The 11,896-nt window shown below is 47.8% G+C and carries 14 protein-coding genes; 7 read left to right on the forward strand and 7 right to left on the reverse strand.

The genetic code is table 11. The annotated features are described in order from the left end of the window. Positions 1 to 49: 49 nt before the first annotated feature. The 5 genes from ACXLDX_RS12500 to ACXLDX_RS12520 all read right to left on the reverse strand — a co-directional run bounded on the left by ACXLDX_RS12500 (position 50) and on the right by ACXLDX_RS12520 (position 3,688). The gene (locus ACXLDX_RS12500) at positions 50 to 733 is read right to left on the reverse strand and encodes a precorrin-2 dehydrogenase/sirohydrochlorin ferrochelatase family protein (protein ID WP_457577520.1); all 684 of its coding nucleotides are present in this window, start codon (positions 731 to 733) and stop codon (positions 50 to 52) included. A 201-nt stretch (positions 734 to 934) separates the two neighbouring features. Then, positions 935 to 1,624, reverse strand: a complete 690-nt coding sequence (locus ACXLDX_RS12505; RefSeq protein ID WP_457577521.1) for a class I SAM-dependent methyltransferase — start codon at positions 1,622 to 1,624, stop codon at positions 935 to 937. A 24-nt stretch (positions 1,625 to 1,648) separates the two neighbouring features. Further along, entirely contained in the window at positions 1,649 to 2,461 is an 813-nt protein-coding gene (locus ACXLDX_RS12510) for an undecaprenyl-diphosphate phosphatase (protein WP_457577522.1), read from the reverse strand. Between the two features lie 279 nt (positions 2,462 to 2,740). Beyond that, positions 2,741 to 2,950 (reverse strand): selenite/tellurite reduction operon protein ExtJ, encoded by a 210-nt coding sequence (gene extJ / locus ACXLDX_RS12515; RefSeq protein WP_457577523.1) that lies wholly within the window; start codon positions 2,948 to 2,950, stop codon positions 2,741 to 2,743. A 234-nt stretch (positions 2,951 to 3,184) separates the two neighbouring features. Next, positions 3,185 to 3,688 (reverse strand): TlpA family protein disulfide reductase, encoded by a 504-nt coding sequence (locus tag ACXLDX_RS12520; RefSeq protein ID WP_457577524.1) that lies wholly within the window; start codon positions 3,686 to 3,688, stop codon positions 3,185 to 3,187. Between the two features lie 387 nt (positions 3,689 to 4,075). On the opposite strand from ACXLDX_RS12520, the gene ACXLDX_RS12525 reads away from it, so the two are divergent. The 3 genes from ACXLDX_RS12525 to recO all read left to right on the forward strand — a co-directional run bounded on the left by ACXLDX_RS12525 (position 4,076) and on the right by recO (position 6,759). Continuing rightward, positions 4,076 to 5,086 carry a peptidylprolyl isomerase gene (locus tag ACXLDX_RS12525; protein WP_457577525.1) on the forward strand — a complete coding sequence of 337 codons (1,011 nt, stop codon included), beginning with the start codon at positions 4,076 to 4,078 and terminating at the stop codon, positions 5,084 to 5,086. Between the two features lie 66 nt (positions 5,087 to 5,152). Continuing rightward, positions 5,153 to 5,995, forward strand: a complete 843-nt coding sequence (locus tag ACXLDX_RS12530) for a helix-turn-helix domain-containing protein (protein ID WP_457577526.1) — start codon at positions 5,153 to 5,155, stop codon at positions 5,993 to 5,995. After that, positions 5,995 to 6,759: a DNA repair protein RecO gene (recO, locus tag ACXLDX_RS12535; protein ID WP_457577527.1), complete on the forward strand. Its 765-nt coding sequence runs from the start codon at positions 5,995 to 5,997 to the stop codon at positions 6,757 to 6,759. The genes ACXLDX_RS12530 and recO overlap by 1 nt, the downstream gene beginning before the upstream one ends. On the opposite strand, the gene ACXLDX_RS12540 is transcribed toward recO, so the two are convergent. After that, the gene (locus tag ACXLDX_RS12540; protein WP_457577528.1) at positions 6,756 to 7,673 is read right to left on the reverse strand and encodes a biotin--[acetyl-CoA-carboxylase] ligase; all 918 of its coding nucleotides are present in this window, start codon (positions 7,671 to 7,673) and stop codon (positions 6,756 to 6,758) included. The two genes, recO and ACXLDX_RS12540, sit on opposite strands and share 4 nt — an antisense overlap. A 41-nt stretch (positions 7,674 to 7,714) precedes the next feature. Further along, positions 7,715 to 8,371, reverse strand: a complete 657-nt coding sequence (locus ACXLDX_RS12545) for a hypothetical protein (protein ID WP_457577529.1) — start codon at positions 8,369 to 8,371, stop codon at positions 7,715 to 7,717. Positions 8,372 to 8,567: 196 nt separating this feature from the next. Between ACXLDX_RS12545 and ACXLDX_RS12550 the strand changes: the two genes are divergently transcribed. Genes ACXLDX_RS12550 through ACXLDX_RS12565 form a run of 4 tightly spaced genes read left to right on the forward strand, consistent with a single transcriptional unit; the run spans position 8,568 to position 11,745 of the window. Continuing rightward, positions 8,568 to 10,931 carry an intermembrane phospholipid transport protein YdbH family protein gene (locus ACXLDX_RS12550; protein ID WP_457577530.1) on the forward strand — a complete coding sequence of 788 codons (2,364 nt, stop codon included), beginning with the start codon at positions 8,568 to 8,570 and terminating at the stop codon, positions 10,929 to 10,931. Continuing rightward, positions 10,928 to 11,128 carry a YnbE family lipoprotein gene (locus ACXLDX_RS12555; protein ID WP_457577531.1) on the forward strand — a complete coding sequence of 67 codons (201 nt, stop codon included), beginning with the start codon at positions 10,928 to 10,930 and terminating at the stop codon, positions 11,126 to 11,128. The genes ACXLDX_RS12550 and ACXLDX_RS12555 overlap by 4 nt, the downstream gene beginning before the upstream one ends. Next, complete coding sequence (locus tag ACXLDX_RS12560) at positions 11,106 to 11,324, forward strand: hypothetical protein (protein WP_457577532.1); 219 nt, start codon at positions 11,106 to 11,108, stop codon at positions 11,322 to 11,324. Before ACXLDX_RS12555 ends, ACXLDX_RS12560 begins: the two co-directional genes overlap by 23 nt. Before the next feature lie 37 nt (positions 11,325 to 11,361). Continuing rightward, complete coding sequence (locus ACXLDX_RS12565; protein WP_457577533.1) at positions 11,362 to 11,745, forward strand: YdbL family probable chaperone protein; 384 nt, start codon at positions 11,362 to 11,364, stop codon at positions 11,743 to 11,745. Positions 11,746 to 11,896 lie beyond the last annotated feature (151 nt).

The following is an 11,896-nucleotide window of genomic DNA, read 5'->3' on the forward strand; positions in this document are numbered from 1 at the left end:
GGGTAGCAATCTATTATCTCTGAGCTGTAATTGCTGCCTCCGTGAGTAGTTACACATTTTTCTGTTCACTGAGAAATTTTTCCAGCAGACTGATCGTGTCAATATCCGCTGGAAGCTCACGCAGCAGTAAAATCTGCAGTTCAAGCCAGTCACCATTGCGGACCAGTTCTACAATATCAGCCTTGAGCAGATTTTGGAACAGTTCTTTATTGTCATCGGAACCACCACCACGATTTCTCACCGCCTCGCGGACCAGAGCCAGCAGGTCGACAGTTGCCTCGTACTCCGGTCCTATTTTCTGTTCAAGCCACTGTCGTGTCTGCCGGGAAAGTGCGGGACTGCCCCCGCCGGTGGATATGGCCACCAGCATTTCCCCCCTCCTGAAATGAGCGGGAACATGAAAATCGCTCCCTTCCGGGTCGTCGGCACTGTTAAGCAGCACCCGAAAATGAACCGCATCCCTCTTCACAAGCGCCTGCACATCCGGTCTGGAAGTTGCGGCAAAGGCCAGGTACGCCCCCTGCAGATCACCTCCGGTAAAACCTCTTTTCAACCAGACCAGTTCCTGCTCAACAATAATTTTTTCCAGGGCGGCTGTAACTGACGGGCTCACAATCCTGATTTCTGCTCCGCATTCCAGCAGGCTGGAAATCTTCCTGAGAGCGACACCGCCTCCGCCTACCACAACACAGAGACGACCGGCAATGTTTAAATTGACAGGGTATAGAGCCATGCTTGTTTTCTTGTAATGTAACTACTCACAGGGGTAGCAATTATGTAATTTTATTACCTCTGAACTGTAATTGCTCACAGGTGCCGCAGATTTTTGCAGGCTCTTTTGTTCGCTATAGCCTACTATACGGACAAAAGAGACCGTGAAAAGCTGCGGTACCTGTGAGTAATTACCTTGTAATTTTCGTTTGCCGATCCGGAATCAACGGGGCCGGAGGCGATTGATCAATATGGTAATATCTCCATCACTTCTTCTTATGACCTGTTTTTTTGTGCCGATTTCAAAATCATCTTTAGCCAGCTCAAGGAACCGGGGCAGGCTCTTTCGCCTGGCATCATGGGCCAGATAAATCTCTCCTCCCGGATTCAGGCAGGAACCGAAGAGGCCCAGCAGCGGCTGAAAAAATTCTTCCCGGAAAAGGATTTCGGCACCGGCAAGAACATCAAAAGTGCCGATCTCACCGGGATCAAGCCAGTCGAGGTGGGCAAAGCGAATTCCGGAGAGCTGAGACGCAGCACTACTGACTTTCTGAAAATCCATGATAATATCTTCATAATCGCTGAGGGTTACATCAAAACCGGCGGCTGCAGCCGCCAACCCCGGTGCACCCAGTCCCGCGCCAAGTTCCAGCAGCGTCCGCCCCGTGCAGTTTTTCTGTCCGGCCAGCACATAAGCCAGAATCATGGCCGAATCCCACAGCCGGATCCAGAACGGAAATTCGGACACATCTGCAAAAGGATCCTTTCCGGCGAGAAACTGCTCAAGATCGGCAATTTTAAGAAGGCGTATCTGTTTTTCTCCGATCTTCAACCGGTCAAAAGTCAGTTTGTATTTTTTCCTGATTTTATTATAAATTTCCCGCTCTTTTTCGGGAAGTGTCCTTATATCCATTTTTTCAAATCCTTTTTAACCCGTTCATCCGGCGATAAAAAAAGTATAACAAAAACCTGCGGCAGCAAGCATCAGGCAGTAATAACCAAACCATTGCAGCCTGTTTTTACGTATTATGTCAAGTAAAAGTTTAATTGCAAAATACCCGGAAACTGCTGACATTGCAGCTCCCGCGAAGATATTGGCGAATCCGTCCGCAGTGGGAGGATTATTGACAAGATCCCCGAACTGCAGAACCGCTGCACCGACAATTGCCGGAATAGACATGAGAAAGGAAAACCTGGCGATTTTTTCCCGGTCGACACCCAGGAGCATCCCGGCAAAGATAGTTGAACCTGAGCGGGAAAGTCCCGGCAATATGGCACAGGCCTGAGCACACCCCACAAGCAGACTTCGAGACCAGTTCATCGGCCTGTCCCTCTGGGGCAGATACCGGGTAATGATCATTAATATACCTGTCACAGCCAGCATGGAATAGACAATCAGAATATTACCGAACAACTTTTCCACGCTGTCCTTGAAAAAGAGACCGACCACAACCGCAGGCAGGGTAGCTGCAATGATATAAAGATCCATCATCAGAAATTGCAGGACATCCTCTTCACGATTCCCGCCAAACCAGGCAAAGGGAGCCTTGACCATTTCCAGCAGTTCCCTGCGAAAAACAAGAACAACAGCCAGAAGCGTTCCCTGATGAACAAATACATCAAAAACCACACCCTGATCCTGGAACTTCATCAGTTGGGAACCAATCACCAGATGCCCGGAGCTGGAAATCGGCAGAAACTCGGTCAGCCCCTGGAGTGCTCCAAGAACCAAAGCTTTTAGTAATTCCAAAACAAAAAATACCTCATCAAAAATTGAAAAAACCGGATGCCCGGGAAAAGGCAAAAAAGTAACTCCTCACAGGGATAGCAGCCATATGATTCTATTACCTCTCAACTGTAATTATTTACAGTTGCCACAGATTTTTGCAGGCTCTTCTGTTCGCCCTACCTATGCGGACAGAAGAGACCGTGAAAAGCTGGGGTACCTGTGAACAATTACAAAAAAAAAGGCCGGTTGATCTTCGACCAACCGACCACGGAAAATACTTAAATTTCCCTACTCTGTCAATTAACAACCCTCAACAGCACTCTTCTTCTTGGGCGGAGTGACTTTTACCTTGTCTCCTGCCTTCAGTTTATCTGCTTTTTTACAGGTCATGGTCACCTTGTTTCCGTCAACGGAATCAACTGTACACTTTACTTTTGCAGCAAATCCCAAGCCTGCGGAACTAAGAGCAAAAACCAGAGCCAATGCAAGAGTTACGATTTTTTTGTTCATTGTCCTTCTCCTATTTGCTTGATTGTAAGCGCCCACCAGGTACAGACAGGAAAACACTCTGTAATCTCTGAATGTTATCTCATAAATCCACACCCTGGCAAACACTGGTAACATGGAAAAACATCCCAACTGAAGAGTACTCTGGAAATTTAGAATCTTCAAAGTACCCTGAGAAACAATCCATCCAACGGAGACAGTGTATTGTATTTTCCTGTCAGGTGCAATAGGGATTGCTTAATTAAGAAGACTGTTAATGTCTTTTTCCAGCACGGAATGTTCCACATAGCCAATATAACTTTTTACCACATTCCCAGACCTGTTTACCAGAAATGATGCCGGAATGGTGTAAACACCACCAAAATCCATATTTGTCTGCATATCTGCCATCAGAACCGGATAGTTGATATCCTTCGCCTTCACAAAGCTGCGAACTCTATCCATTCCCTTTTGATCTACTGAAAATCCGATAACAGTAAAACCCGATTCAGCCAACCGTTTCTGCAGATCAACCAGAACAGGAACCTCCGCTTTACATGGAGGACACCATGTGGCAAAAAAGGTGATATAAAGGACCTTTCCCGTAAAAGCACTGCTCTTTACCATACTGCCGTCCTGAACGCTCTTCAAGGCAAACTTCGGCATTTTTTTCGCAGCCCGCGCCGGTGACGCCGTCATCGAAAAGACAGTTAATACAAGACAGGCGGCGAAAATAGACAGCATGGTTTTACAATTTTCCATATTTAACTCCGGATTAAAATTCACGTAATTGGTCACAGGGGTAGCAACTCTGTGATTTTATTACTTCTGAATCATACGCCTCAGGTTCGACTATAATTACACCCCCGGAGGCTGCTGATGCACCTGGTCTCCAATTTCTCAGAAGCACCTCATATTTGCCATTTTCATCTATATGATATATCTTTGCGACAAAATATTCCATGTATCAGGAAAGTCAACACCTCCTGGGGAGCCTGTGAGTAATTACGGCTGACTGAACAAAGCGTTACTGTACATGTGGAGACGTACCGATTATACTCCAGTGTCATCATCAGGAACCAACTTTCTTTTTTCGCTGCACAACACGGAAAACCAACCATATATATTATTTTGTGACCAAGGACACCCATGCACAACTCTCAGACCGCTCCCTTTTTCAAACTCTTTTTTTTCATTTTTTTTATCTCCACCCTCTGCCTCAAACCGGTGAACTCCAGAACCGAGATTATCGACAAAGTGGTCGCAGTTGTCAATAATGACATTATAACACTTTCTGAAGTCGAACAGGAAGCCGAAGGACTCTACCGGGCTATTGCCCAGAAAAATTCAGGCGATTCTCTCCTGCAGGCCCTGGACAGGGCAAGAGAAAAAACCCTGGATGCCCTGATTGACAAGAAACTGATCATCCAGAGAGCAAAGCAGTTTCACGTCTCCGTCAGCCAGAAGGAAATAGACAATGCCTATGAGCAGGTGAGGACCCGTGCCGGCCTGGATAAAACCACCTTTAAAAAGAAACTGAAGGAATCGGGGATGACGGAGAAAATGTACAGGTCAAACCTGGAAACACGATTGCTGCAAAAAAAGCTGCTCAGTTACGATGTCCGTTCCAAAGTAGTCATAACTGAAGCAATGATTGTCGATTACTTTGATGAACACTACACAAAGAAGGTGAAAAAAGGCAGTTTCTATCTCCTGCAGATTGGTTTCACATGGGACGACACCGGCGATCCGCAGAAAGACACCGAGAACAGACAGCACGCCCGCAGAACAGCCGAAAGGGTCCATAAGCTGGCTCTTTCCGGTCAGAAATTCAGAAAACTTGCAAAAAAATTCTCGAGCCTCCCCTCGGCCGGCGACGGTGGTGATATCGGCATATTCACCCTGGATGAAATGGCCCCCGCCATGCGTAAAGCCGTAGCAGACCTGAAACCGGGAGCAATCAGCGACATTGTCGAAATCGGCACCAGTTTTCAGTTTTTCAAGCTGCTGTCCGGCAACAAAGACGCTATAATTGTCACGGCTTCCTACGAAGATGTAAAAAAAGAGATAAAACAGAAATTGTATGAAAAGAAACTGAAGGAAGCGTACTCCGACTGGGTAAAAAAACTGAAGGACAAAGCGTATATCCGCAAACTATAGGATGCCTTGAAAACCAATAAAACCATATAATATTAAATGCTTATCTTAATCACCGGGAATTAAAACATGTCACTTGAAACCTCCGACACAGAGTATATTTCACTGGGCGAACTCCTCCACCGGACCCGCATTGAACAGGGGTTTGATCTTGATCAGGTTTCGGTTGAAACAAAAATAACCATAACCAACCTGACGGCCATGGAAGAAGACGATTTTGAAACTCTTCCCGCCGAGGCATTTACCCGTGGTTTCTACACTCTCTACGCGAAAATGCTTTCCCTTGATCCGGAAGAAATCCTGCAGATATACACCAGGGAAAGAAATGCACACTCCGGCAAAACAGCACGGGCAACCCCTCCTCCCAACAAACTGGCTCAACAGGTCGGCAATATGGCCGAACGTCCCTCGGTTATGCCGGTCTCCTGCGTGGGGCTGACCATCCTGTTCATCCTGTTAGGTGGCGCTTTTGTCTGCTGGTACTTTTCCTGGAACCCGGCCACCTATCTCAGTGAGAAACTGCGGGCATTTCAGAATCAGGACGTTTCCACCACGCTTGAAGAACAGCAGGTGATGAATGATGCGGACAGTCCCTCGTTCACAGTGGCGGAAATCAAGACCTCCCCCGATGAGACAGCGATTCCCATCCAGGAGACTTCTCCTAAATACAGAGTCGAAGCTGTTTTCACCAATGCAGGACCCATTACAGTTAAAATTGACGGAGAATCGCCCAGGAAACTCAACTTTGCACAGGGAGAAACCGTTACCTGGGAGGCTGATAAAAAAATGGAACTTATCCTGAACACTCAGAATCTTCCGGAATTAACTCTCAACGGCATCCCCATCTCGTACCCTGAAACCGATGAAAAGCAGATAACGATCCAAATTCCGGAATATCTTCTCGACCAGTAATGTCCGCAATCTCCAGGGAAACGGAGGCCATTGTTCTTGACAGTTTTGAACATGGCGAATCGGATATCATCCTTACCCTGCTCTGCAGGGACAGAGGCAGGCTTGCAGTTATTGCCAAAGGCGCCAAGCGAAGTAAAAAACGTTTTGTCAATAAACTGGAACTGTTCAGTTTTCTTCACATCACCTACAGAACCGCGGCCAACCGCGACCTTGGCTTTCTGGCGGAAGCTGAGCTGCATACCGGATTCCTCAATATCCGTGGTAATTACGAACTCTACTGCATGGCATCAGTGCTCAGGGAATTCCTGCTCCTTGCAATCCGCGAAAATATAACTGACGACAGATTGTTTCGCCTGACACTCTGGGCCCTGCATAACATGGACCGGAATAACCAGGCCGGGGCCATTCTCGCTCTTTTTCTGATTCATTTCTACGACTGTATCGGTTATCGCCCGGATTTTACCGGCTGCAGCCGCTGCCGACATCCCCTGCAGGACAGGGACAGATACTGTTTTGACAGCATGGCAGGAGGGCTTGTCTGCACCGCCTGTCTCGTCCCGGAAAAACGACACGCAACCCTCTCCCGGGGCACTTTAAAAATGCTGGCATCGGCCCAGAACAGATCACTGGATAAATTACATAATCTTAAAATTTCAGGAAAAATACTGAAAGAAACACTTGGAATCCTGCACGGTTACGGCAGGCATATTTTTCAAAGGGAAATAATATCCTGGAAACTGATCCAGCCATATCGAGGGTATTAAAGATAACGAACTTCCCCGCTGTATTCGGTTTTTTCAAAACCATCATCCAGCCGAATGATCAGGCCACCCGAAAGATCAATCCCGAGCACCTCTCCCTCGTACTGGGGCGCCTCCATCACATCAAAACCATAACGCACCCGCCTGCCGATGGTGTCGGACAGCTCTTTCCATCTCCCAAGCAACAGATGCTCCCCGCCACTGCCTGAAAATCCTTCTCCCTTCAGCTGACAGGCCTCTTCATAGTGAAGCAGACCAAAATACCAGGCCAGGCGGGCGAGAAAAAGGGCCGTAAATGATGATAGATCAATCTCTCTCCCCAGGAGTTCAGCCAGCGAGACAGCGGTCGGTGACAATTCATCAGGGAACCGGTTATTGTTAATATTTATACCAAAACCAACAAGATTATATTCTTCCCCTGTCTCTTCCTCGGTGAATGTTTCCACCAGAAAACCTGCCAGTTTTCTGCCATCCATCAGAACATCATTGACCCAGCGGATCATCGCCGTTTCCGCCCCGCACTCACGCACGGCCTCACAACAGGCAAGGCCCGCAGCCAGGGGTATAAAGGTCCGTGAAACGGGCAACAGAGTGTTGGCATGGATCAGACATCCCCATACACCGCCGGTGGGCGCATGCCAGACTCGGGCAAACCGCCCTTTGGACGCGCCCATGGAGTCAGCCAGAATCACGGTACCATTGCGAAACGATTTCCCGGCTGCAGCAGTTTCCCTTATTTTTTTTCGCCCATGGGTCATGGCCCGTTCAAGAAAGACATGACTCTCAATATGTGAACCGACAAATTTCCCATAGCGGGCGACTATAGCTGCGTCTCCCGGAAATTTTTTTTTACTCAACATATACTGATTCAGAAGAACACTGACTTCTTCCGGCTTCGGGTTGTTTACAGCAGTCATCTTATTGAAAAGGTTCCCGGATTTTCTTTATCAGGCTGAGCTCAATGATCACTGTCCCATTCAGCTTTTACACGGGTAATGATTTTCCGGATCAGGGGTAGTTTTTCCGGCGCACAGACTCCGATCAACGGTTCTCCCTGCTCCACGGACACACCTGGTTGAAAATAAATCGAATGGATCACCCCACGCTCTCCCGTATAATAAACCGGAGTATCCCTTTTCATCAGAGACATGGTAAAGAGCTCATCACCCTGACCAATGGTCACCGATCGGGCGCCTTTCTTTTCAATACGTGACTGGACATCCAGGGCAAAAAAATATTTTGCCGTTTCCGGTGCAGGAAAGAGAGAGAGTACCTCCTTGAGAATATTTTCGATAATTTCCTTTTTCTTCATGGGATGCCTGATGGTCAGCAGTTTTGTTCCGGCTTCGACAAAACATCCATCAAGTTCCATGGCAATGGTATCAACAGTCCCGTTTATTTTCGCAGTGATTATCTTCGGGTTCCTTTCCCTGTTGATCTCATAAAGTGCTGTTCCGGGAATCTGCTTCCATTCACCGGCGGGGGCGTCCACTTCCTGTCCCTCGCCGACTTTGAAGGTCACCCGACCGGTATGAATGGCATGGACATCAACATAATCATACGGGTCATTCCTGTATTTACTCAATAATTCATCAAAATCCAATTCGTTCGACATGACACATCCTGTTGTAACTGATCAAGTGGTTTTTTTTACTGCCTGTGTAATTTCCCACAGGTGACTGCGGGTAATGACAAAATTTTCATGCAGTACAGAGGCATTACGTTTATACTGAGATAGTTCTTCCTTGACAAGATTTACTTTTATGACGACTCAAAAACAACATGCCCGGCACAACATCTTCCGACGATAAATGATAAAGAAAACCCTGCTCCTCCTGCTTTTTATCCTGACACTGGTGTGCTGTAGCATTCTCGGGCTCTTTTTTCTGCCCTCTTTCACCGATTCCTGGCTTATACCGAGACTGACCGAAAACCTGCCCTATGCCACCAGGGAAATCAACCTGCTGCGTGTCTCACCCTGGCAGCTTCACGGTTCGGTTATTCTGGCCGATGGTGAGCAGGAACGGCTTATTCTCCCCGACATCAGCCTCCATTTCAGCCCGACAGCTCTTTTAAACGGTGTAATAGACAGGATTGAGATTAATGGCGGAACAATCCACCTGCGGGTGAAAAAAACAAAAAAAGAAAGAGTCGACGAAAAAACAGTGACCGACTACCCCCTTCTCCTCCCCGCCATCTGTAACAGTCTTTCGGTAAAAAACAGTACCATTTTTCTGCACACTGAAACCCGAACTACCTTTTTCATGATCAATGGAAGCGCACAGACACGCTTTAAATCCACCGATACCGGCAGAAAACAACTCCAGGGGGTGCAGGCAGAAATCGAACTTGACGGATCCCTGCCCCTGACAGCCGACTTCCGGGTGAAGGAAAATCGAAAAGGATACGCCATCCACGTCACTGCAACCCTGCCGGATATCGGCCCGGCAACGGTTTCCGTTCCTTTTCTGCACGGATATTCTTCCACAGGCAGCCTGTTTATGGAGGGAGACTTTGAAACAGAGGGAATGGAGGCAATCACCAGGGCGGAAATAAACGGTACAGCGACAGACCTGCATATTTCTTCACCGCATGGTTCTCTTGACAGCTCAGCCGGAAAACCGGTCCTCATCCAAATCCGGAAAAAAGAGAATAAAATTTTCTCCACTGTCCGGGGACTCAATTTCTCCGGAACCACTTCGGGATCTGTTGATTTGACCGGAGAATACGATTTGTCAGACAACAGTTTTTCCGGTTCTGTCCATTCCCGGCTCCACTCACCCGAGATTCCCATGGCAATATCGTTTTCCGGCAGACGGATCAAGCAGCGCACAACCATCAGGTTTACCGCAAAAACCGAGGCCCCGTCGGGCGACAAAGCCAGCTCCATCACCGTGAGTCCAGTAACGTTAAACGGGGACTTCACACTGGAAAAAGACCATCTAAACGGTTTGGTACAGGGAACCGCCCACAGCCTGCTGATTAAAAAGAAAACAGCATTAAAAAACATCTCCTTTTCAATCCCTGTTCACTTTCCCCTGCCGGAGAAAAAGAAATCAACGGGCCGTTTTTCGGTCGATACCGTCAGCTACGAAAACACCACTGTTGCCGGCCTTGAAGGCAGCCTTGGCTACACCCGGAATGGTGCTGTCTTCACCGTCGGCGCAAGAGCCGCCTTTCAACCGGACCTCTTTCTGCAATGCGAAGGGACCTTCACCCTCCCCGCCCTTCTGGCAGGAGAATGCAGGCTGCTCGAAACTGAGGTTGATTCGGCGTCACTGCCTTCCTTTATTACCCCGCCGCCGGAAATGAGTTTCAGTGGGACAATACAGGCTGCAGCCCGTTTTGCAGTGAAAAACTCCATTTTCTCCGGCAGTGCTCAGACCAGCCTGAGCAATGGCAGATTCGCACAGGGTGAAACACGGCTGGAAGGGATCAATATTAATCTGACCCTGCCGGACCTTCCCCATTTCCGCAGCAGTCCTGGCCAGCTCTGCACCGTCGATTCAATATTATTGGGAAAAATCAGCTTAACGGATAGTCACATACGTTTCAGAATTGAGGACAGTCAATCCGTTTTCATAGAAAAAGGCGGATTTTCATGGTGCGGAGGACAGGTGGAAAGCAGTTCTTTTCGCCTCTCCCCAACTTCTGAAAAACTGAAGACCACCCTCTATTGCGACCGGCTCAAGTTTACGCAGCTGCTCGACCAGTTCGGTATAAAGGACACGGAAGGAGAAGGATCCCTGAACGGAAAACTGCCTGTAATACTGTCAAAAAAAGGCATTACCTTTGATAACGGTTTTCTCTTTTCCACCCCTGGTCACAGTGGTATTGTCCATTTCAACAATACCGGACAACTGCGTGAAAACATGCCGGGTATTGACCAGACACCATACCTTGATTACTCTATGCAGGCACTGGAAAATTTTTCCTACAACTGGACCCGGCTGACATTCAACAGTGAGGCGGATAACCTGCTGATCAAGATGCAGCTTGACGGCAAACCTGCCACACCCCTGCCGTTCGGTTATAAAAACGGCAGAATTATCTCCACAAAACAGGGAACAGGGCTGCAGCACCCTGTACGGCTTGATTTAAATTTTCGCCTCCCGCTCACCGAGCTTTTCCGGTACGGGAAAAACATGCAATCCATAATGGAGAATATGCAATGAAAGCGTTTGTACCTTTTTATCTTTTTTTCTTCATTTTGACTGGAACAACTCTTTTTTCCTCATGCACCAGGCATGAAGTCGAACTGAAACCGGTTGAGATCAAACCCATCCATATCACCATCGACATTAATGTAAAAGTCGATAAAGCACTGGATGACTTTTTCGGAGATCTTGATGAAGTTCAGGCCGAAGAATAAACCGGCATGGCCGGACCTTATGGCTCAGCGACAAAAAGCTAATAAAAATCTCGACTGCGGCAATTCAACCTTCAGTTGCGGATTCTCAGGTAAACCGGCATGGCCGGACCCCATGGCTCGGCGACAAAAAGCTAATAAAAATCTCAACTGCGGCAATTCAACCTTCAGTTGCGGATTTCCGGATAAATCGTCTTGATTACAAGATACAAGAATCAGAACAAGTGAGGCATACCATGTTAAAAAAAATAACAGTGCTGTCCTTTTTCCTCCTTCTACTGGCCCCGTTTTTCCTCGCCCCGACACCGGCCGGCGCAACCAGCGTCAAGGAAGTCAAGGCCCGGATGATCGCCCGGATCCCGGCAATCAACAGGTTAAAGAACAGGGGAATTGTCGGTGAAAACAACCGGGGATTTCTTGAATACAGAAGCAACAGCAAAGAACAGAAAGAACTGATCAACGCCGAAAACGCGGACAGGGCACTTGTCTACCGGATTATCGGCAAAAAGCAGGGCGCATCACCCGATCTTGTCGGCCGGCGCCGGGCAAAACAGATTGCCGGAAAGGGCAAAACCGGACAATGGTTCCAGAAAGAAGACGGCAGCTGGTATAAAAAATAATCTCCATTATTACAATAGATTAACAAAAAAACAACCTCATCTGCAGGAACAGTTGGATGAAAAACAGTTTCCCCAGAGATACACTTTTTCGGGTCGACACCATCAATGAAGATTTTGTCTTTAACGAGCAGGTGGTTGAGGTCTTTGACGA

This window comes from Desulfomarina sp. (genome assembly GCF_054039375.1).

Excerpts from the sequence above, each read along its gene's own strand:
- ACXLDX_RS12500 (WP_457577520.1), bottom strand. The coding sequence starts at position 733 with ATGGCTCTATACCCTGTCAATTTAAACATTGCCGGTCGTCTCTGTGTT.
- ACXLDX_RS12505 (WP_457577521.1), bottom strand. The coding sequence starts at position 1,624 with ATGGATATAAGGACACTTCCCGAAAAAGAGCGGGAAATTTATAATAAA.
- extJ (WP_457577523.1), bottom strand. The coding sequence starts at position 2,950 with ATGAACAAAAAAATCGTAACTCTTGCATTGGCTCTGGTTTTTGCTCTT.
- ACXLDX_RS12520 (WP_457577524.1), bottom strand. The coding sequence starts at position 3,688 with ATGGAAAATTGTAAAACCATGCTGTCTATTTTCGCCGCCTGTCTTGTA.
- ACXLDX_RS12525 (WP_457577525.1), top strand. The coding sequence starts at position 4,076 with ATGCACAACTCTCAGACCGCTCCCTTTTTCAAACTCTTTTTTTTCATT.
- ACXLDX_RS12530 (WP_457577526.1), top strand. The coding sequence starts at position 5,153 with ATGTCACTTGAAACCTCCGACACAGAGTATATTTCACTGGGCGAACTC.
- recO (WP_457577527.1), top strand. The coding sequence starts at position 5,995 with ATGTCCGCAATCTCCAGGGAAACGGAGGCCATTGTTCTTGACAGTTTT.
- ACXLDX_RS12540 (WP_457577528.1), bottom strand. The coding sequence starts at position 7,673 with ATGACTGCTGTAAACAACCCGAAGCCGGAAGAAGTCAGTGTTCTTCTG.
- ACXLDX_RS12545 (WP_457577529.1), bottom strand. The coding sequence starts at position 8,371 with ATGTCGAACGAATTGGATTTTGATGAATTATTGAGTAAATACAGGAAT.
- ACXLDX_RS12550 (WP_457577530.1), top strand. The coding sequence starts at position 8,568 with ATGATAAAGAAAACCCTGCTCCTCCTGCTTTTTATCCTGACACTGGTG.
- ACXLDX_RS12555 (WP_457577531.1), top strand. The coding sequence starts at position 10,928 with ATGAAAGCGTTTGTACCTTTTTATCTTTTTTTCTTCATTTTGACTGGA.
- ACXLDX_RS12560 (WP_457577532.1), top strand. The coding sequence starts at position 11,106 with ATGAAGTTCAGGCCGAAGAATAAACCGGCATGGCCGGACCTTATGGCT.
- ACXLDX_RS12565 (WP_457577533.1), top strand. The coding sequence starts at position 11,362 with ATGTTAAAAAAAATAACAGTGCTGTCCTTTTTCCTCCTTCTACTGGCC.